Origin of the sequence: Slackia equolifaciens (assembly GCF_003725995.1) — a bacterium.
GTDB classification, from domain to species: domain Bacteria; phylum Actinomycetota; class Coriobacteriia; order Coriobacteriales; family Eggerthellaceae; genus Slackia; species Slackia equolifaciens.
On the sequence record NZ_QIBX01000001.1, the window covers coordinates 114,635 to 135,091 of the forward strand.

Below are 20,457 nucleotides of genomic sequence, written 5' to 3' on the forward strand. Positions count from 1 at the left end.
CATTCATGAAGCTTTTTCCTTCGTTCGCGCGATGCAAGCCGTATACTTGTTTTTTCGAATTTCGCCGGCAACGTGAGAAAAAGGGGTCAAAATGGGCGGATTCTTCGGCGCTACGTCAAAGCGCGATGTGGTTCTGGACGTGTTCTTTGGCGTGGATTACCACTCCCACCTGGGCACCAAAAACGCAGGCATGGTGTTCTGCGGAGGAAACGGAACCTTCCAGCGTGAGATTCACTCCATTGAGAACACGCCGTTTCGCACCAAGTTCGAAGACGACCTGAGCAACTTCCACGGCAACGCGGGCATCGGCTGCATCAGCGACACCGACCCCCAGCCCCTGCTGGTGCGTTCGCATCTAGGCACGTTCGCCATCACCACGGTAAGCGCCATCAACAACGCCGATGCGCTGATCGACTCCTGCTTCGAAGGCGGCAAGCGCCAATTCATGGCCATGGGTTCGGGCAAAGTGAACGACACCGAGCTCATCGCCGCATTGATCACGCAGAAGGACGATTTCGTATCGGGCATCAAGTATGCCCAGGACGCCATCGACGGATCGCTTACGCTGCTCATCATGACCGCAGAGGGCGACATCATTGCCGCACGCGATAAGATGGGGCGTTTGCCCGTGCTTATCGGCAAGAACGACGAGGGCCGTTGCGTGGCGTTCGAAAGCTTCGCCTACCATAAGCTGGGATACGACGACGAATATGAACTCGGCCCCGCTGAAATTGTGCGCGTAACGCCTGAGGGCCACGAGACCATCGCCCCCGCCGGCGACGATATGAAGATCTGTGCGTTTCTGTGGGTGTATTACGGCTATCCCAACTCCAACTACGAAGGCGTGAACGTTGAGGTCATGCGCTACCGCAACGGCGCCATCATGGCGCGCGACGAGGCCGCCGCAGGCACGCTCCCCCAAGTCGACTACGTTGCCGGCGTGCCCGATTCCGGCCTTCCGCACGGCATAGGCTATGCCACCGAAAGCGGACAGCCCTTCGGCCGCCCGTTCATCAAATACACGCCCACCTGGCCGCGCTCCTTCATGCCCGCTAACCAGGAAGTGCGCAACCGCGTGGCCAAGATGAAGCAGATTCCCGTGCCCGAGCTCATCGACGGAAAGAAGCTGCTGCTGGTCGACGACTCCATCGTACGCGGCACGCAGCTGCGCGAAACGGTGGATTTCCTCTATGACGCCGGCGCCAAAGAGGTGCACATGCGCTCGGCCTGCCCGCCCATCATGTTCAGCTGCAAGTACCTGAGCTTCTCGCGCGGCAAATCGGACATGGACCTCATTGCCCGTCGCGTGATCGATGAGCTTGAAGGCGAAGAAGGCGTGAACCATATCGACGAATACGCCGACAGCTCCACCGAGCGCGGCAAATGCTTGCTCAAAAGCATCTGCGAGCAAATGGGCTTCGATTCGCTTGGCTACCAAAGCCTGCCCGGCCTGCTCGAGGCCATAGGCATCGATCCCACGAAGGTGTGCACCTACTGCTGGGACGGCAGGGAATAAGAGATTCGCAAAAAGAAAGGCCCCTCGGGGCCTTTCTCTCATTTAGAATTCGGCGTTGCCCACCGTACGGGGGTGAGGAATCACGTCGCGAATGTTGCTCACGCCGGTCAGGTACATCACCAAACGCTCGAAGCCCAGACCGAATCCTGCATGCTTGCAGGTGCCGAAACGGCGCAGGTCGCAGTAGTATTTATACTGCTCGGGATCCATCCCCAGCTCAGAGATGCGGCGCTCGAGCACGTCCAAGCGCTCCTCGCGCTGGCTGCCGCCCACAATCTCGCCGATGCCGGGCACCAGGCAGTCGGCCGCAGCCACCGTCTTACCGTCATCGTTCAAGCGCATATAGAATGCCTTGATCTCAACCGGATAGTCGGTCACGAACGTGGGCTTCTTGAAGTATTGCTCGGTCAGGAAGCGCTCGTGCTCGGTCTGCAGGTCGATTCCCCAGCTCACGGGGAACTCGAACTTCTGCCCCTTGGCAACCGCCGCCTCCAGGATCTCGATTGCCTCGGTGTAGGTGACGCGCGCGAAGTCGGAGTTGGCCACATGCGTGAGACGCTCGATCAGGCCTTTGTCCACGAACTTGTTGAGCATGTTCAGCTCGTCGGGGCACTTCTCCATCACGTAGCTGATAACGAATTTGAGCATATCCTCAGCGAGGTTCATGTCGTCCTCAAGGTCGGCGAAGGCGATCTCGGGCTCAATCATCCAGAACTCGGCAGCGTGGCGCGCCGTGTTGGAGTTCTCCGCGCGAAACGTGGGACCGAACGTGTACACGTCGCCGAACGCCATGGCGAAATTCTCGGCGTTGAGCTGGCCCGACACGGTAAGACTCGCCGGCTTGCCGAAGAAATCCTGCGTGTAGTCCACGGTTCCGTCATCGTTCTTGGGCACGTTCGCAAGGTCGAGCGTGGTCACATGGAACATCTCGCCCGCGCCTTCGCAGTCGGACGTGGTAATGATGGGCGTGTTCACATACACGAATCCGCGGTCCTGGAAGAATGTATGAATGGCGTTTGCGGCCACCGAGCGAATGCGGAACACCGCGCGGAAGAGGTTCGTACGCGGGCGCAGGTGCTGCTGCGTGCGCAGGAACTCGGGCGTGGTACGCTTCTTCTGCAACGGATAGTCGCCCGCGGAAGCACCCGCCACCTCGATGGTGGCGGCGGCAAGCTCAAAGGGCTGCGGGGCGTCGGGCGTAAGCTTCACCTCGCCCGCGCAGATGACGGCGGCGCCGGCAACCTGATGCGCGATCTCATCGTAATTGGCCAACGTATCGCGGCTCATAACCACCTGCAGGTCTTTAAAGCAGCTGCCGTCGTTCACGGTGACGAAGCCGAAGTTTTTCATGTCGCGCACCGAACGCACCCAGCCGGCAACGGTGACAGTGGTGCCGCCCAGCGATTCGGCATCGGCAAAAAGCTGTGCGATCCTGGTCCTTTCCACAGAACGCCCCTTTCCTCAGCACGGTTCGAAAGAACCGTCCGCTATCCTCAAATGTGCGCATGTCATGATACAGCATGCACGGCCGTGCGAACTTGGCGAATCCCCGCCGCGTCAGCCGCCGACGCGGCGTATCATACACACCACGCAAACGATGCGACAGAAGGACTTGAGATATATGGCAATCGAAAAAGTGAGGGAATTCTTTCGCTCCCGGGGAATTGAAGACCGTGTTTTAGAGTTCGAGACGTCCAGCGCTACGGTCGAGCTGGCGGCACAGGCCGTTGGATGCGAGCCGGAGCGTATCGCCAAAACGCTCTCGTTCCACGTAGGCGATCGCGTGGCGCTCATCGTGGCAGCCGGCGATGCACGCATTGACAACCCCAAGTTCAAGGTCCAGTTCGCCACAAAGGCGAAGATGCTCAAAGCCGATGAGGCCGAGAAGCTTATCGGGCATGCCGTGGGCGGCGTATGCCCCTTTGCCGTCAACGATTGCTGCGACGTGTATCTGGACGAGAGTCTACGCCGCTTTGACATGGTATATCCCGCATGCGGCAGCGCCAACAGTGCCATCGGCCTTACGCCGGAGGAGCTGGAGCGATACGCCGCGCCTGCGGCATGGATCGACGTGTGCAAGTTGCCTGCAACACAAGCCTAGCGCGTCATGTAGTACACGTAAGCGTCATCGCGCCACGTGCCCTCGCCGAGCGTCGCATAATCCACAGCCTCCACCGCCCCGGCATCATCCACCAGCAGCATGCTGCCGTCGCCGATGGGCGCAAGCATGCTCGTGAGCGAAAACGTGTCGCATGCCCATACGATAGGCGTTACGGAATCGTCGCCCGCGCGCACGCCCTCGCGGCCGTTCGAAGCGTGCCACATGCGCATGCCCGACGAATGCCTCGGCCACAGCTTCAACCGCTCGCACGTGAACACCGGCGTATGCCCCACGATCTGATTGACGCCCGGCAGGAAATCCATCGCGAGCTCGCGTTTATCGGCCCACAAAGGCCCCGCCACCTCGAATCCGCCGCGCGCCGCCCCACATGTATCCAGATCACGCCATCGCGCAGGATCGGCGAACATCTCATTGAGCAAGCGCGCCGCATTGGCGGCAGAGGCGCGCGCCGCGTCCCATGCTGCCAGGTCGAAGTTGTCGTCCGCCCATGAGGAAGTCACACCCGCATGTGTAAGCAGGTAGCCGTTCGCCTCGGCGGCCATGACGATGCCCAAACCGTCCAGAATCTCATGGACCTTCTCCATGATGCCCCATTGCGTACCGGGGCCGTCTTCCTCCATGAGGTAGCGCATATCATGGTTGCCTAGCACTACGTCCACCGCAAGGCCTTGACCGCGACGCTCCGCGACCCAATCGGCAAACGCATGGAGCGATTCCAGCGCGAATGAATCGGACGCTCCCCAATCGTCGCAGTAGTCGCCCAAGAATACGACGCGCTGGGCGTTGTATGCTGCGATAGCCGCATCGACGCGCGGAAGAATCTGCTTCTGCTTAAGATGGGTATCGCCTATGACCAGGGTTTTCATAGCGTATCTCCTCTTTGCTCCCAACGCCCACTCGTCGGGCTCGCCGAAGTCTTTTTCTTGGCTCGCCGAAGTCTTTTTCTTATCACAATACGCTCAAGGGGTTGCCGGCGCACGATTGAGCCCGTTTTGCGCGAAAAGCCGACTCCGTCACGAATCCGTAACGTAGAAAATGAAGGCAATGGATCACGGCGGCAATCGCCTGGGTTAGCGGCTCTGCCGCATCTGCCCCCACAGCGCCGATGTCATCATGCGCGCACATTGGGCCATCGCCATCTTCCCCGCCGAAGCGCGATGGCGCATCATCGAGGGCGGCGCTCCTTTCCCGTGAAGTCGTCCACATCGATGCGAAAAATCGCCACGCGATTCACGGCCTCCTTTGCGAACTTACACGGCGCACCCGGGGCGGCATGCTCCATGATAAGCGCAAGGGCGCGCACCTTCTCCTCCGTATTCTCAACGGGGGAAATGCGGCCTGTGCCCATAACGCTTCGATACGCCCGCGAATACGCGCACGAATAATCGCCCTTGATGGACCCACCGTCGCAGTCCATCTCGATAGCCACATCGCATCCGCGCAGGAATGCCTCGGCCTTGCGGCCTTCCGCGGCAGAGTGAACGTACAGCGTGAGCTTGGGGCGAGCCGCTTTCCCCGTCTCGTGGCCCCAGTCAACCGAGGCGCCCCTCTCCCCCGCGGCTTCCAAAGCGCCACTCGGCTCCAGCTCATCGGCCCCCATGTCGCATCCGCACGAACAATCCTGCCACTCGTAGCCAAAATTTACCGGCACGATGAACATGCCCTCGGAATCCACTGCGCCGATGCGCACCACCTGACATGCCTCGACAATCGCGCGCAAAGCCGCGGCATCCTTCACCTCGCGCTTCGCCAGCCTCATCTGTCGCATACGCCCTCCATTACGAGCAAATATCCGAATATTCCACGCACGTAACCGAGCGTTCCTTAGGTTCGCCGAACGCCCCGGAATCTCGAGTCGAAACCAACACGCACGCTATAGTAAATCATACGGCATGCGACGTTTGACGGCGTAGAAGATGAGCAGGACGGGTGCCGCAAGCGGGAAGAACAGCAGCATGCACCCGAGCACGAACAGGCGCAGCAGGAAAAACGCCACACGACGCCAACCCATGCGTTCACGCGTCTCGCAGGTCATGCGCACGAATGATCCTCCCGGCGTTTGCCCTTTGCGCATGAACGGAATCGCACCTTCCACCGCAACGAACATGACCGCCGGAATCAAAAGCATAGCCGTGCCCCCTGCTGCCGCGAGAGCGTCGTTTTGCACACCCGCCGCCATCACGCCCCACGCCACGAACAGTCCCGCCGCCCACACGATGGTCGAAGCCACGCCCACCAAGGTCATATCCAGCCAGAATGCCACAAAGCGCCGTACGATACCGGGCCGATCGGTCACTTCGCCTTCCTCGGCAAGCGCGCCCGGTGGCAAGATGCGAGCGAGCCGCGAAGCCACGAGCCACCCGACAGCGGCGCCCGAGGCATTCCAAATCAGGTCGTCCACATCGGCCGTGCGATAGGAATAGGGATATACACCGAACAGCCCCGTGCCTTGCGCCGCTTCGATGGCGAACGACACAGCCAGCCCCAGAAGCGTCGATTTCGCAAAGTCCAAGCGCAGAAACCGCCCCGCAATGAACCCCAGCGGCATGAAAAACACTATGTTGAACAGGATTTGCGGCACTGCATGAATGCCGTCTTTGGCGATATCGCCCAAAAACGCGAACGGGTTCAGCTGCCAGGGGATGCCGTACGTGATGCCCAGTCCTTCTTCACCCGACGGCAGCGGATAGAGCGTGAAGCAGCCCAGGCCCAATACGTAGAGCACCGCGAGATACACCGTTACGACCGAAGCGAGCTTGAGACGACCGTCGCGATGATAGAGATACGCAAGAATGGGCAGGGTGAGCGCGAACGAGAAGAACGGCCACGCAGCCACCGCCACGGCAAAATTCTCGCTGTATCCGCCGAGAAACCTCTCGATGATCTCCATGTTCGCTCCTTCTCTACTCGCCAAGAACGTCATTATGGAGCTGGATCATTCAAGGAGGATTCTTATCCGCGAATCGTCACCTCAGAGTGACGCCAATGAAAGGTTCCCGTCAGGTTGGATTCGCGATACGTACAGCAGAGCCCCGCGGCACACATGGCAATGCTATTTGTTAGAATCTCATCCGGTATCCAGCAATGGCAGAATGCGCCCCACGAACCCACCGACATGGCGCGCATGCAGGATGAGATTAGGTGACCGTACATGACATTTAGACTCAAACACTACCACGCGCCAAACTTCAACGAGGCGCGTTTCCAAGCAGCGCCCGAAGCGACGCTCGTCCCGTGCCCCAAAGACGCCGTGGCGCCCGAGGGCTACCACGCCACGAGCATCTTCCCGGAGTATTTCAAAATCGGCGGAACATGGCTGCTCGCCGCGGAAAGCCGCATGGACAGCGTGCCCGTATACGAGGACGGCTCGGTGAGCATCCGCGAATTTCGTCGCCTTAAACAAGGCGATTTGGTGGTATGCGGCCGCACCGAAGACGCAAGCGAAGGCATCTATGTCCACACCAACGGCTTCGACGAGCCCGGTGCGGCGTCCGACGCCGATTCATTCGCCTTTCGCACGGGCCGCTCACGCGAAACGGCATTCTCGCGCGACTACGACGAACTCTACGAGCTTTTGCGGCACGAACGCGAGCACGGCTATGTGGTATGGGTGATGGGCCCCGCCTTCACGTTCAACGGCTTCTCGCGCCGAGCGTTCGCGCGTCTGATCCATAACGGCTACGTAGACGCCGTGCTGGCCGGCAACGCGCTCGCCACGCATGACCTGGAGGGAGCGCTGTTCCACACCGCGCTCGGCCAGGACATCGACACGCAAGAGAACCGCCCCATGGGCCACTATCACCACATGGACACCATCAACAAAGCGCGCTACTACGGAAGCATCAGAAAGCTCATCGAGGCGGAGCATATCGACAACGGCATCATGCATGCGCTGGAAACGAACCATGTGCCCTACGTGCTTGCCGGCTCCATCCGCGACGACGGGCCGCTGCCCGGCGTGTACCGCAACGCCTACGAGGCGCAGGATGCAATGCGCGCCCACGTAAGCCGCGCGACCACGGTGATCTGCATGGCCACTACGCTGCACTCTATCGCCACGGGCAACATGACCCCCTCATTTCGCGTGATGCCCGACGGCACCGTGCGCCAGGTATACTTCTACTGCGTTGACATCGCCGAATTCGCCGTGAACAAACTGGCAGATCGCGGCTCTTTAGCCTCGCGCGGCATCGTGACCAACGTGCAGGATTTTATTGCACATGTGGCTCGCGGTCTTGACCTGGACGTTTAATCAAGGAGACAGCGCATGAACGAAACGGCTCCCAAGCAACGCAGCTTTTTGACCTCGAGCCTCGCCATCAAAATCGGGGCGGTGCTCGCCATCGCCTTGAGCCTGCTCATCGCCTGGAGCATCTACCTCGTGCGCGACAAACTGCTGATGAACGCCGACGACATGGGCAGTTCGCTAGCGGCAAGCTATGCAGCCGAGGAAGAAAACCGCACCTCCATGTACAGCCTGCTCATGAGCATGGTCGCAAGCTCCCTTAACCACGCGCTCGACAACGGCGAGGGAACCCGGGCCTACGCAAGCCTTCTGGAACGTTACGATACCACCATCGAAGACTCACTGGGTGCCAACATCATCGACCCCTATGCCGTAATCGACGGCCACATAATCGCCGCCAATCCCTGGGAAGGCGACGAAAGCTACGATTACGCGTCCACTCCCTGGTACACCGCGGCGCTCGAGGCGGATGGGTGCGTGACGTTTACCGATGCCTACACCGATGCCATCACGGGCAAAGAGCTTGTGACCATGTCAGTCAAGCTCAACGGCGAGGGCAACGTACTCGCCTTCGACATCTTCCTGGAAAACTTCCACGTGCATCGCAACAAGGCCTCGCTGCCGCAGGAAAGCTCGTATTATCTCTTCGACGAATCCGGCGCGCTCATTTACACCACCTCCGATGCCGGGGTCGAAGACGAGCAGACCGTCGCCTGGGCGAACAGCCTGCGCACGGCAGTACTAGACGGCCAGATGGAAGACCACCTCTCCTCTATCACGGACTTCGACGGCGTCGTGAACGGCGTGTACTACTCGCAGATGAGCAACGGATGGCTCTCGGTCATCACCATCCCCGTCAAAGACATCCTCCAAGACGGCTGGGACACGGCGATCGTCACGCTGGCGGTCATCTGCCTTGCGCTGTTCATCCTGGTGATTGCCATCATAATCCGCGGCTACCTGGACAGCCGAAAGATGCAGCACACCGAAGACACGCTCAAGATCCTGGGCGACACGTTCTATGCCATCTATCGCATCGACTACAACACGGGAACGTACGAAACTATCAAATCGTCTCCCGACGTGAGCGAAGGACTCGGAAAATCTGGCACGTACAGTCACATGCTCAGCATGATAGGCAACGTGGTTGAGAAACGCACCTTCGACGCCTTCGAGCAGAGCTTTTCGCTGGAGAACATCCGCAAGCTGGCGGCGGAGGGTGTCGAGGAATTCGGCGGCGACTACCGTAGGCATTTCCCCGACGGGTACAAATGGGTCAGTATTCGTCTCATCTACAACCGAGACCTTGGCCTCAACGAGGTTGTCATGTGTTTCCGCGAAGTAGACGCCGAAAAGCGCCTACAGCTCCAGCAGCAGGCGCTCCTAGAAAGCGCGCTGGACTCGGCGCGGCAGACCGTGGACAAGAAGAGCGCGTTTTTCAGCAACGTGTCCCACGATATGCGCACGCCGCTCAACGCGGTCATCGGCCTGTCGTCGCTCGCGCGCACGAACCTCGACGATCGCGAGAAAACGGGAGACTGCCTGACCAAGATTGAGCAAGCGGGAAGCCAGCTGCTCACGCTGGTGAACGACGTGCTCGACATGTCACGCATCGAGCACGGCAAGGAGACCGAGCTCGCATATGTCCCCACCGACCTCGCTCAATGCGTGAAAGACGGCACGTCGCTGTTCGAGGAGGCGGCGGAGCGCGACGGCAAGACCCTTCGCGTCTATGTCGATGAAGACATGCCCTTCGTCATGTGCGACCCAGCCCGTATCGGCCAAATTCTGAACAACCTGGTATCGAATGCCGTGAAGTACAGCCTACCGGGCGGCACGATCGATGTGGCCCTCGACGTAGTGTCTCGCCGCCCCAAGATGTGCAAATGCCGAATCGTCGTGTCCGACACGGGCATCGGCATGTCGCAGGATTTCCTGGAGCGCATTTTCGAGCCGTTTGCGCGCGAGACCACGTTCTCGCCGTCGAAAGTGTCAGGCACGGGACTGGGCATGCCCATCGTCAAGAGCCTCGTGCAGCAGATGAGCGGCGAGATCAGCGTGAACAGCGAGCTCGGAAAAGGAAGCACGTTCACGGTGGTGCTGCCGCTGCGCATCGCCGAGGAAGAAGAGCTTGCCGACGCGCAAGCCGACGCTCCCGGCCATGCCGCGCCTGACTTTAGCCTAGAGGGTAAACGCCTCCTGGTTGCCGAGGACAACGAGATCAACATGGAAATCATGCAGGAAATACTGGGCGCGATGGGTGCCGAGATTATTCCCGCGATGAACGGGCGCGAGGCGGTGAGCGCGTTCGAGGCAACCGATCCCGGCTACATCGACGCCATCCTCATGGACATGCAGATGCCCGAGATGGACGGCTGCGAGGCCTGTCGCGCCATTCGCGCGCTTGAGCGCCCCGATGCCAAAACGGTGCCCGTGATCGCCGTAACCGCGAACGCCTTCGCCGAAGACATCGCTCGCACCACCGAAGCCGGCATGAACGCCCACGTGTCCAAGCCCATTGATTTCAACGCGCTGCTCAGCGTGCTGGCGAAAGTGTGCGACAAATAGCGGCAGCATTCGGCATACGGTAGACACACCTGAGCTCGCCTCGGCCGCTCACGCGGGCATGCGGCTCTCGCGCCAGAACAACCCAGCCGCTCACTCGAATCGGCGCGGGTCGCCCGCTTACGACTACGCCACCTGATGGCGCCGGAACGATATGACGGCAACGATTGCGCCGATAAGCATGACGACGCCATAGAGCACCCAAAGCATGGTCTGCAGATCGAACACCGCCGTCCCTAGCGGATACGACATGCAGTCGGTGAGAAGCGGCTGCGGCACAAGCGCATTCAGCGGAGCGAGATACATGATATGCATGAGGACTCCGTTTCCCGCCGTAGGCATTATGCCCGTGACCAGGATGAGCGCAGCTGCGGCGGCAAACACCGCGAGCGCCGACTTCGTGCGCGAGGAGAGCGCCAGTGTAAGCCCCGCAAACCCCAGCATCATCGCATACGCTATCCCTACCGAGATGCCTGCAGCCTGCGCCATGGTGAGGCCATACGGAATGGAGGTGGACATAACCTGTACGGGAAGGTTGGCCCCTCCGTACCGAATGCGATCAGGGCAACGCCGCAAATCACGGCAGCATGCAAAGCGAAATACGCCGTAGCAAAAACGAATCCGGCAATCACCTCGGCGACAACCAGGCGCGACCTTCCGAAGCGCGACGCCAATAGCACGGCATCGGTTCGCTCTTGATACTCCGCCGCAAACATCGGCGCCAGCGCCACGCATACCCCCAGCATGGCGAATGTCAAAAACGCCACGCAGTTAAGAATGTCCTCCCAACCGCCCGCATAGCCGTACGCGAGCGGCTCCTCGACCCGCTGCTGCATAGCGGTCCAGTAGGAACGTTCTGCATCCGTATACGTCCACGAGCCGCCCATGCCGTCATCGAGAGTCTCTTGGAACCCCTGCGCCACCGTCTCATAAAACTGCCCCATCTGCTCGTCGGTGAGCTGCGCCGCCGTCTGATAGGGCTCTTGACCGGCAACGCGCCAAGGACTGAGCAGATAACTGTAGTAGCCATCTGTGAGCATCGCCTGCTCTTCGGGCGTGAAGACCTGCTTCATAAGGCTGTATGCAGCCGCATCGCTCATGGTGGAAAGCTCCTGGGCATCCATCTTGGAAAGCGCCAAATCGCGATACGCCGTCAAATCCGCCACGATGCGCTCCGTCGAAAGCTCGCCCGCATGGGCGTTCGCCGCCTCGCGGTTATAGGAGATGGCGTCTAAGCCGGAAAGCACCTCACCTGTATCGGATTCCGTCTTGGTTTGCAGCACGTTGAGCGTCATAATCCCGCAGATGAGCACGAAGAGCACGCTGCAGGTGACAAGCGTGGTACGGCGACTGACGACTTTCTTGAGCTCAAAAGCGACAAGATCGAGCATGATACGCCTACCTTTCCTCCCCGCCGCGACCGACGCCTCTGGCGCGCCCGACAAAGCCCCTAAGCTCAGCCGCATTGCGGCTCGCATGATCGCCCTCATCGGTGATGCCCTTCGCGTCGCGGAACACATACAGATATAAATCCTCGAGCGTAGGCGCTACGGCCCTCGCGCCTGGCGCCGGCTGCGCATCGCTCACCACGCGCACCACGGCCTGACCGTCAGAGGCGTAATGGACGTTGCTCACCGTGAATCGTTCGGCAAGCGCATCGGCCATGGCGGCCGGCACGCTGCATTCCCACACTCTGCCCTCTACCTGAGCGGTTATCGCACCCGGCGCCCCCTGCATCACAAACGCTCCGGCTCGCATCACCAGTATTTCGTCGGCGATGTATTCCACGTCCGACACGATGTGCGTGGACAGAACCACGATCTTGTCCTGCGAAAAGCTCGAGATCAGATTGCGAAAACGCACGCGCTCTTTGGGGTCAAGCCCCGCCGTTGGCTCATCGAGAACCAGCACATCGGGATCGTTGAGCACCGCCTGCGCAATACCCAGCCGTTGCTTCATGCCGCCTGAAAACGTGCGAACTTTCGACCGCGCAGCGCCTCCTAGCCCCACCAGATCCAAAAGCTCCAACGCGGCGGTTTTTGCCCGCTTGCGATCGATCCCCTTAAGCGCCGCCATATACAGCATGAAATCGAGAGCCGAAAAGTCGGGGTAGTAGCCGAAGTCCTGCGGAAGATAGCCCAGGCGGGCGCGGTAGTGATCGCCTAGCGCCTGAATGTCCCGACCATCAAGCAGAATCGATCCCGACGTAGGGCGAAGCACTCCACACACCATGCGCATGAGCGTGGTTTTGCCGGCTCCATTCGCGCCAAGCAACCCGTACACTCCCGGCGTAAGTCGCGCCGATACGCGATCGACGGCGATATGCGACCCGAATTGCCTGCTCAGTCTGTCGATAGTTAGCTCCATGAGACATCACACCCTTTCTCGTTATACGCGAAGCGCCCCAAGCACCCGAATGCGTCAATCCCCTCGGCTGCCGTGCAGAGAAACATATGAGCTTCGCGCGCCAGCCAAACTCCGGCAACAGCCGCGGCAATTGCCCACGCACCCACCGCCGCCGGCCCGTACACCCAAGGAAATACCCGTTGGAGAAGCACGCATACCCCTATAGCGACCAGGGACAACATCACAGAAACCGCCATCGCGGAGAAGCCGCGCGCTCGACGAGAGACGGCAAAGCTTCCCGCGCACACCGCAAAATACGGTACGCATGCATACATGGCGAACGCGAGCGCATACGCATTCGTCAAAGAAGGCACGATGCACGCCGCGGCACCCAGAACCAACACATCCACGCTCCCGATTACGACCATGCGCGCTGCCGCGACCGACCGGCAATTGAAGCGACACGCGCTCTCAAGCTCCGCCATGCGATAGAGCCTGCTCGCCATGACAATGGGCACGCCCAGACCGGCAACGATTGCTCCAAGCGCTGCCGCCACGCAATTGACGAATCCTTCTGCAGGCTCCAACGCGCATACCCAAAGCACGAACGCAATGAGCGCCGCCTGCGCTATCCAGATGCGTGCGGGAATGGCGCGCGCCTGGAACGCCACGAACGAAAAGAACGAAGGCGATGCAGAACGCGTTTTCGCAGAACACGTCCTCGAAAACCCCGACGCGGAACCGAGCGAACCCCCATATCGTCCACGCGAGCTTTCTAGCTCATATCCTGTCGCCTCGTTGGCATGCCGTTCGGATGCAGCACGTTCCGCGCCCGCTCGTCCGACCGACCCGACCGCCTCGCTGCCGACGTCATTGCAAGTCAGCGCGTATTCGACCGCGTCAACACATTCCGCGATAGCCACCGCGCGCTCCGACGGGGATAGTACACCGGCACGCTCGGCCACGTAATGTTCTCGGAGCAACTTCTCCGCACGCACGGCGTTGCGTCTGCCAGAAACCAGTCGTCTCATCGAAACCCCCCCTCTTCAAGCGTCTTACGCACTTCGGCGAGCGCTCGTCTGATGCGTCGTGAAACGGAAAAGCGGGAGATGCCCAGCACCTGTGCTATTTCGCCCACTCCCAGCCCTTGGTCGTAACGCAGTTCAAGCACCTCGCGCTCGCTCGCATCTAGCCTTTCGAGTGCCTGGGTCACGGCTCCTGAAGACTCGGAAGCGGCAGACAATGGAATATCATGCAGCTCTTCCTCAAACGGCACGTGGTCAAACCGCCTTTTGCGCGCGGCATCGATGCACACGTTGCGTGCGATAGTGAGCAGAAGCGCAAGAGGTTTTCCCTCGTCGCGATATCGAGAGGAGGCGCGAAAGAACCGCAGAAACACGTCTTGCGTGAGGTCCTGGGCATCCTGGAGAGATGCGGCGCGGCGGCGGCAATACGCATACACATCCTCGTAATGCGCCTCAATCACGCGATGCGTCGCCCCATGCAGCCCAGCCTTGCAGCGCGCTCCATCCGGCACTTCAATCCCAGAGCATGAATTGCCAAGCGCCTCTGCCTCGTGGTGCGTTACGTCATGCGCATCCGCCGCGCCAGGCGTTCCCAGCATAGTGCGCCCTTTGTCATCTCCGAAAACCATGTTCGCATTCCCACCTCCTCACCCCATATAACGGGCGAAGCAGGAAAGATGAGCGGCCGAACCGTAAATGTTTGAAAAAACGAAAACGCAATGTTGCTGAGACGTCACGAAACACTCGTCTGAAACGCCTCGGCAACACGCCAAAATATCTCGCCGGCACACCCGAAGCGCCTCGGCAACACGTCCGAAGCTCCTCGCCAATTTCCATGCGCTTGTATACTGCTTACTCGATTGGCACCAAACGCCAGAAAAGATGCCGCGAAATGGCCAGCATTCCAAGTTAGCCGACATCTGCGCATCAATTTGACAAAATATTAGTAATGAACAGGCATTTCAATGATTGCCACTGCGAAAACCGTACACGACCGCCGCTCCCGGCGCACAGAACCGTCGACACTCGCTACAAAACCTTGGCCAACCTGCTTTTTATTCAAAAATCGTGCCGCAATCCGGAATTTGCCTCGACTGCATTTACCTCAGAGGCAAATCCAGGGCGCGGTACTTACGCCCATTCCCTGCCGAACACAAGATATTCGTTGAGGTTGCCGGTTTTGCCGTCAGCAGTGAAGCGGTCGATGAGCGTCGCCGCATTACTCACCGAGTCGATGAGACGCGCTATCTCGGCATCATTGAAGCTATGGCAATAGCGAAACGCCGCGACATCGTTCTGCCACCCCAGCAGGTAATCCCCCGCTTCAAACTGAGTGAAATCGATGGCGAATAACGAAGAGCGCGCCATTTCCTCATCGAGGGGCGCACGGCCCGAAACGGCATCCGCTACATACGAACGTACCCGCACGGTGGCCTCATGGGCCTTTTTGGCCAGTCGCTCGTCATCCATGAAACGCCAGAGCGACACCGCGACGATACCTCCGAGACGCACCGTCTCAATCAAAGCTTTGAGGAAAACTATCCGGTTCTCGCCACCGGGGATGTGATGCATGAACCCGAAGGCCACGGTCGCATCGGCGCTCTTTGTGCCAAGCGAAAATGCGAGCCCTTTCGTACCGCTATCGAGTAGCTGCTCTATAACGTCGATGTGCGTATAGCTCACTTCGCTCCGATCGAAATCGCATGTCTTGAGCGCGTCGAGCGCCAAACGATCGCACGAATCGACCGCAAGCGCCAAAAACTCGTGGGGGTATTCCTCATTAAGAAACCGCTCGAATCGCATGTTTCCGCAGGCAACGTCCACCAGGAAAAGGCTATCGTCCGCATCGTTATCGCACTCGGAGCAAGACGACGCCCCAGCAGGATGGGCAGACTCGCACTTTTCATCCGAAACACGCGATGAGAAAAGCGCTCGCGAACTCGAATCCAGCTCCAGTTGCGCCGCCGCAATCGCCCCAAGCACGCGCCGCCATCCGGGCCACGGGACCTCACGCGTCGCAGAGAACGACATGGCTTCCCTCGCATAGAACTCGTCATTGAGCGCACAGAGCGCTCGCGCGGTCGCGTTGTCCATTCTTCTCCTCACGGCATTTGCCTGTACCACGATTGGAACACGTATGAAATCTTTACGTGCTACCATCCCATTATAGAGGTACACCACTTGAGAGAGGGCGCACATGGGCACAGACACTTGCCGTGAATGCAATCTACTTGCCTGGGTTGAATCTGATGAGGATATCCTCGCTTTCGCCGACGGACTCGCGAGCGACATCCTTGAAACCGAAAAAGATTCCAGCGTTGCCGAAAGTGCCCGCTGCCTGCTTATCGCGTGCACCGCGCTCCTGAGAGACTGGTTCCCCCGCAAAGATTTCACGCCGTGCGGCATGATTACCACGCTGGCAATGGCTCTTATGCAGGGTAAATATGACACCTCCGTCAATTTCTCCAGCAGGGAATCGCCGCTTGATCTCATGTTTCTGCAGATTGAACAGGGCGTGAAGTACACCCAGGACCTCGAAGGCCAATGGGGCTGGCGCAAGAGCAAATTCGTACGCAACTTCGATGGCACCCGCCCAGCGGATTCGGGCGGGCTCCCCTTAGGCAAAGACATCGCTTCGGCCTTCTATGCCCGATGGCGCCAGTCGGCAGAGCCTAAAGTACTCGAGAGGTCGATTTACTCCTGCATCAGCAGTGTGGCCCGACTGGGATTGCAGCAATAGCGCAGGGGTCGTTCGTGCCATCCAATACCGTCGTGGGGATGGATTAATCGCTTGTACCATTCGACGCCGCCGTAACGCCGGGCTGATTCCTTGGCATCCGACCCGTCGCAGTGTAAGGGCGACCCCTTGCTATTCCGTCAGCCGTAGCGCGGAGCGAATCGCCATGGCCCCATACGAGAATTAAGCCGCCGAGTCTCGAGAGCGCATCGGATACCCGCTCCCGCTCGATTTCGTCGCACCCCGCATACACCATGGTATCCTTGCACCCATGGAAGAATTGTTTCTCGACATACTCGATGCCTTGCGCCACGGAAGTGCGGGCTCCCATGATAGTGATGCTCCCGCCCATAACGACCCATCGAACACGCCGCTCGCACCCGACGAGCTGGAGCGCATCATTCGCTTCCATAACCGCAGCATTCGCGATAACGCGCAGCACTTCTCTAAGAAGAAGGTGCTCGATTACTATTTCACGGTCAAAGAAAGCGAACCCGAACGCTGGCGCAGCTGGAGCATCGATAATGCCCTTGAGCGGCGGCTGCTTGCGACGCTCCGCGTGAAGCCGCGCCGCACATCATCGGGCGTAGCCACTATCACCGTGATCACGAAACCGCACGCCTGCACGAGCGCATGCCTGTACTGCCCCAACGACGTGCGCATGCCCAAAAGCTACCTGGCCGACGAGCCTGCCTGCCAGCGGGCCGAGCGCACGTGGTTTGACCCATATCTGCAGGTGGCAGCGCGTTTGCGCTCGCTTGCGCGCATGGGGCACGTGACCGACAAAGTGGAGCTCATCGTGCTAGGCGGCACCTGGGACGATTACCCCGAGCAATATCGCATCTGGTTCATCGCCGAGCTGTTCCGCGCGCTCAACGAGGGCGACTCCGCACAGACGCAGGCGTCGATCGACGAGCGACGCGCGTTCTATGAGGAATGCGGCATCTCGAACGATCCCGACACACTGGCGGCAGAGGTCGCGGACGTGCAGGAACGCGTGACAGCAGGCGCACTTGCCTTCAACCGAGCGATGGATGCGCTCTACGAGAACAATGTCGGATGGCAAGCCGCCGCGCACATGCAGACGGCCGACCTCGCGCACGTCAAGGAGCTCCACGCACGCAACGTGACCGCAGCGCACCGTTGCGTCGGCCTGGTCATCGAAACGCGCCCCGACATGGTCACTTGCGCGAGCCTTTTGCTCATGCGTCAGCTTGGCTGCACGAAAATCCAGATGGGCGTGCAAAGCTTGGACGACGAGGTACTGCGCACGAACCGTCGCGGCATCACCGTGGAACGCATCGCGCAGGCGTTCGCCCTCGCCCGCCTGTTCGGATTCAAGACGCACGCGCACTTCATGGCGAACCTCTACCGCGCCACGCCCGAGGGCGACGTGCGCGGCTATGAACGCCTGGTGGGCGACGCACGCTTCATGCCTGACGAGGTGAAGATGTACCCCTGCGCGCTCATCGGCAGCGCCGCGCTCATGGACCGCTATCGCGATGGCAGCTGGCGCCCGTATGACGAGCAAACGTTGGTTGACGTACTGGCGCGCAACGTGATGGCCACGCCAGCCTGGACGCGCATCTCACGCATGATTCGCGATTTCTCGTCGGACGACATCGTGGACGGCAACAAGAAGGTCAATCTGCGCGAAGTCGTGGAAGCAGAGGCGGCTCGACGCGCCTCTGCGGCCGGGTACCCACTTCGCGAGATTCGTCACCGCGAAATCAACGCACGTCGAACCGAGGAACACGAGTTGACGATGGAGGAGCTGCCTTATCGCACTTCCACAGGGCAAGAGGTGTTCCTGCAATGGGTGACCCCTGACGGCTCCATCGCCGGATTCTTGCGTCTGTCGCTGCCCGATGCAGCGGTATGGAACCGCACAAGCAATCACGCGGCACCCGATGCCACCGCGCAACCCGCCACCCATGCGGATGAAACGCAGTGCCCGCCCGTGGATGCCACCATGCCCTTTGCCGACGGGCCTACGCAGCTTCCCGTGGCTCCCGGCGAGGCCATGATTCGCGAGGTCCACGTGTATGGCGCCGTGGCCGGCATCCACCAGGAGGGACAGGCAGCGCAGCATCGCGGCCTGGGCAAACAGCTTGTGGAGCGCGCCTGCGAGATTGCTCGCGACGCCGGATATGAACGCATCAACGTAATCAGCGCCATAGGCACACGCGAGTACTACCGCAAGCTGGGCTTCACGGTAGCGCACGACGGACTGTACCAGCAAAAAACGCTCTCAGTCGCCGCCCGAGTTTGTCACTACGCCGACATCGCCGACACATCCGCCCGAACGAACGACGCGCATAACCGCACGATGAATGCATAGTAGTCATTGCCCGTCTGTTCGCTCATATCCGCTGCGCGACCCACCCACGAAGAAAGATGCTCGCGCAGGAACGCGTCGGCAAACTGCTCGTCACTTTCCGCGGACTGCGAGCAACAGGCAGCTCGGTTCAAAAGATAAGCCATGAACGCACACTCCGCCGCCAAAGAGTCGGGACGCAAGCTGCGCACCACCGGTTCAAACCCCTGGATGCCCTTAAAGCCGAACCCCGCCTTTCGATAGCAGGCAAGCACATGGCTGCTACGCGAACCCGTTACCGGGCCGTACGTCCATGATTCGCCCTTGGTACACTCGGCACGATACACGCACTGTTCGGAAAGCGGGACAAATCGCGCGGAACACGTCACCGAAGTGCGATCGTGAAACACCTGTATCGCATCGCCAACGTCGCTGAAATCACATACGCAACCGTCGCCGCAGACCGCACACGCCAATCGGCGCAGGTCATCCATCATTTCTTTGGTGGGAAGCGTAACCAAAAATGCCGCCAGAGAAGCATACGCCCCTGCTCGAGACACCGCCAATGATTGGTTCATAAAAGGTCCTTTCGCCCAACTGCGCATCTGAAAGCAACCGAAATCCGTTCAATACCTGCCTCACTCCCCTGACTGCGGCTGCGCACGCCGAACCAATCGACGTGCGCAGCACAAACAAGAGAAGGGAGGGACTAGGAAATGGGAAGTGCTGCCATAACCACAAGGTAGCGCAGGATAAAGCCGCCGACAATCACGCCCGCCTCGGCACAGGCGCACATGGCCACGCTCGAATGGCGACCCTCGACCGCAGCCGTTCCGCCCGCACGAGATGCGCGCATCTCCACGAAGGAGACGACCAGGGGGAGCACCAACCCGACTGCCACCAGTCCAATCCAGAACAGCGGAGCCCACGAGCCCGCGACGATTCCCACCACGGTGTCGATGCCCGCCTGCACGCCCTGCGTAGTCAGAAGGAGCAAGGCCACAAGCACAATCTCGATGCAGGGCAGCACCAGGCGCGTCTTGGCGAGCAGCGTCTGCGCATGTACGCGGGCGTTCTTGATTGCGCAGCCGGCAAGAACCACGCTTGCGATTCCAGTCGATGCAGCCGACACCACGAACAGCACCGGCAAAAGCGGCGTGTTCCACAGCGGAAACGTTTTGACTACGCCCAGCAGAACACCGGTATAGGCCGCAGTTCCCAGCGAAAACACTGCGCCCACCTCCTCGAGAGCAAGAGGAATGCGCTTTTTCAGCAAATCGAGCAGCAGCGTGGCGATGCTCACCACCATGAAGACCGCCAAGATGATGACGCCCCAGGCCATGACGGAGGACAGGTTGGACACCAGATAGAAGAACCTCAGCGGGTTATGAAAACCCGCCTCGGCATCGACCATAAGAAGCACTAAGCCGATGGCCACCGTGACCGGCGCAATTATGCGACCTGCACGAGCCATTTCGGGCGATTTCTCGCCGCACCGCGCCGCCACGATAGCACTGACGTATGCACCGGCGCCCAGGCCGGCAAGAAACAAGTAGCACGCGATGGGAAGATCCCAAACCATA

At 60.0% G+C, this 20,457-nt stretch carries 18 protein-coding genes; 6 read left to right on the forward strand and 12 right to left on the reverse strand.

The window, feature by feature from the left end; translation table 11 throughout:
- Positions 1-91 precede the first annotated feature (91 nt).
- A complete protein-coding gene (locus tag DMP06_RS00475; RefSeq protein WP_123207786.1) occupies positions 92-1,516 on the forward strand; it encodes an amidophosphoribosyltransferase in 1,425 nt (474 codons plus the stop codon).
- Positions 1,517-1,558: 42 nt separating this feature from the next.
- On the opposite strand, the gene asnS is transcribed toward DMP06_RS00475, so the two are convergent.
- Entirely contained in the window at positions 1,559-2,962 is a 1,404-nt protein-coding gene (gene asnS / locus DMP06_RS00480; RefSeq protein ID WP_123207787.1) for an asparagine--tRNA ligase, read from the reverse strand.
- Between the two features lie 175 nt (positions 2,963-3,137).
- Here asnS and DMP06_RS00485 point away from each other — a divergent pair, with 175 nt between their 5' ends.
- Positions 3,138-3,617 carry a YbaK/EbsC family protein gene (locus DMP06_RS00485; RefSeq protein ID WP_123207788.1) on the forward strand — a complete coding sequence of 160 codons (480 nt, stop codon included), beginning with the start codon at positions 3,138-3,140 and terminating at the stop codon, positions 3,615-3,617.
- Here DMP06_RS00485 and DMP06_RS00490 read toward each other — a convergent pair.
- The 3 genes from DMP06_RS00490 to DMP06_RS00500 all read right to left on the reverse strand — a co-directional run bounded on the left by DMP06_RS00490 (position 3,614) and on the right by DMP06_RS00500 (position 6,528).
- Positions 3,614-4,504 carry a metallophosphoesterase gene (locus DMP06_RS00490; protein ID WP_123207789.1) on the reverse strand — a complete coding sequence of 297 codons (891 nt, stop codon included), beginning with the start codon at positions 4,502-4,504 and terminating at the stop codon, positions 3,614-3,616. The genes DMP06_RS00485 and DMP06_RS00490 overlap by 4 nt on opposite strands.
- Before the next feature lie 299 nt (positions 4,505-4,803).
- Entirely contained in the window at positions 4,804-5,406 is a 603-nt protein-coding gene (locus DMP06_RS00495) for a pyridoxamine 5'-phosphate oxidase family protein (protein ID WP_220092509.1), read from the reverse strand.
- Between the two features lie 105 nt (positions 5,407-5,511).
- Entirely contained in the window at positions 5,512-6,528 is a 1,017-nt protein-coding gene (locus tag DMP06_RS00500; protein WP_123207790.1) for a VanZ family protein, read from the reverse strand.
- A gap of 261 nt (positions 6,529-6,789) precedes the next feature.
- Between DMP06_RS00500 and DMP06_RS00505 the strand changes: the two genes are divergently transcribed.
- Both DMP06_RS00505 and DMP06_RS00510 read left to right on the forward strand, forming a co-directional pair.
- Entirely contained in the window at positions 6,790-7,890 is a 1,101-nt protein-coding gene (locus DMP06_RS00505; RefSeq protein ID WP_123207791.1) for a putative NPN-dependent ornithine cyclodeaminase, read from the forward strand.
- A gap of 15 nt (positions 7,891-7,905) precedes the next feature.
- Positions 7,906-10,452 carry a hybrid sensor histidine kinase/response regulator gene (locus DMP06_RS00510; RefSeq protein ID WP_123207792.1) on the forward strand — a complete coding sequence of 849 codons (2,547 nt, stop codon included), beginning with the start codon at positions 7,906-7,908 and terminating at the stop codon, positions 10,450-10,452.
- A 123-nt stretch (positions 10,453-10,575) separates the two neighbouring features.
- Here the strand turns inward: DMP06_RS00510 and DMP06_RS11650 are convergent, their stop codons facing one another.
- The 6 genes from DMP06_RS11650 to DMP06_RS00535 form a co-directional block, all read right to left on the reverse strand.
- Positions 10,576-10,938: a hypothetical protein gene (locus DMP06_RS11650; protein ID WP_245962303.1), complete on the reverse strand. Its 363-nt coding sequence runs from the start codon at positions 10,936-10,938 to the stop codon at positions 10,576-10,578.
- Complete coding sequence (locus tag DMP06_RS00515) at positions 10,911-11,840, reverse strand: ABC transporter permease subunit (RefSeq protein WP_245962304.1); 930 nt, start codon at positions 11,838-11,840, stop codon at positions 10,911-10,913. Before DMP06_RS00515 ends, DMP06_RS11650 begins: the two co-directional genes overlap by 28 nt.
- 7 nt (positions 11,841-11,847) lie before the next feature.
- Entirely contained in the window at positions 11,848-12,816 is a 969-nt protein-coding gene (locus tag DMP06_RS00520; protein WP_123207793.1) for an ABC transporter ATP-binding protein, read from the reverse strand.
- Positions 12,807-13,826: a hypothetical protein gene (locus DMP06_RS00525; protein WP_123207794.1), complete on the reverse strand. Its 1,020-nt coding sequence runs from the start codon at positions 13,824-13,826 to the stop codon at positions 12,807-12,809. The genes DMP06_RS00520 and DMP06_RS00525 overlap by 10 nt, the downstream gene beginning before the upstream one ends.
- Positions 13,823-14,449 carry an RNA polymerase sigma factor gene (locus DMP06_RS00530; RefSeq protein ID WP_245962305.1) on the reverse strand — a complete coding sequence of 209 codons (627 nt, stop codon included), beginning with the start codon at positions 14,447-14,449 and terminating at the stop codon, positions 13,823-13,825. Before DMP06_RS00530 ends, DMP06_RS00525 begins: the two co-directional genes overlap by 4 nt.
- A 502-nt stretch (positions 14,450-14,951) precedes the next feature.
- The gene (locus DMP06_RS00535; protein ID WP_123207796.1) at positions 14,952-15,914 is read right to left on the reverse strand and encodes a hypothetical protein; all 963 of its coding nucleotides are present in this window, start codon (positions 15,912-15,914) and stop codon (positions 14,952-14,954) included.
- Positions 15,915-16,017: 103 nt separating this feature from the next.
- Between DMP06_RS00535 and DMP06_RS00540 the strand changes: the two genes are divergently transcribed.
- Positions 16,018-16,560, forward strand: a complete 543-nt coding sequence (locus DMP06_RS00540) for a hypothetical protein (RefSeq protein WP_123207797.1) — start codon at positions 16,018-16,020, stop codon at positions 16,558-16,560.
- Between the two features lie 268 nt (positions 16,561-16,828).
- A complete protein-coding gene (locus tag DMP06_RS00545; RefSeq protein ID WP_123207798.1) occupies positions 16,829-18,898 on the forward strand; it encodes an elongator complex protein 3 in 2,070 nt (689 codons plus the stop codon).
- Here DMP06_RS00545 and DMP06_RS00550 read toward each other — a convergent pair.
- Positions 18,832-19,452, reverse strand: a complete 621-nt coding sequence (locus DMP06_RS00550; protein WP_161957764.1) for a TorD/DmsD family molecular chaperone — start codon at positions 19,450-19,452, stop codon at positions 18,832-18,834. The two genes, DMP06_RS00545 and DMP06_RS00550, sit on opposite strands and share 67 nt — an antisense overlap.
- Positions 19,453-19,583: 131 nt before the next feature.
- The gene (gene nrfD / locus DMP06_RS00555; protein ID WP_123207800.1) at positions 19,584-20,456 is read right to left on the reverse strand and encodes an NrfD/PsrC family molybdoenzyme membrane anchor subunit; all 873 of its coding nucleotides are present in this window, start codon (positions 20,454-20,456) and stop codon (positions 19,584-19,586) included.
- Between the last annotated feature and the right edge of the window lies 1 nt (position 20,457).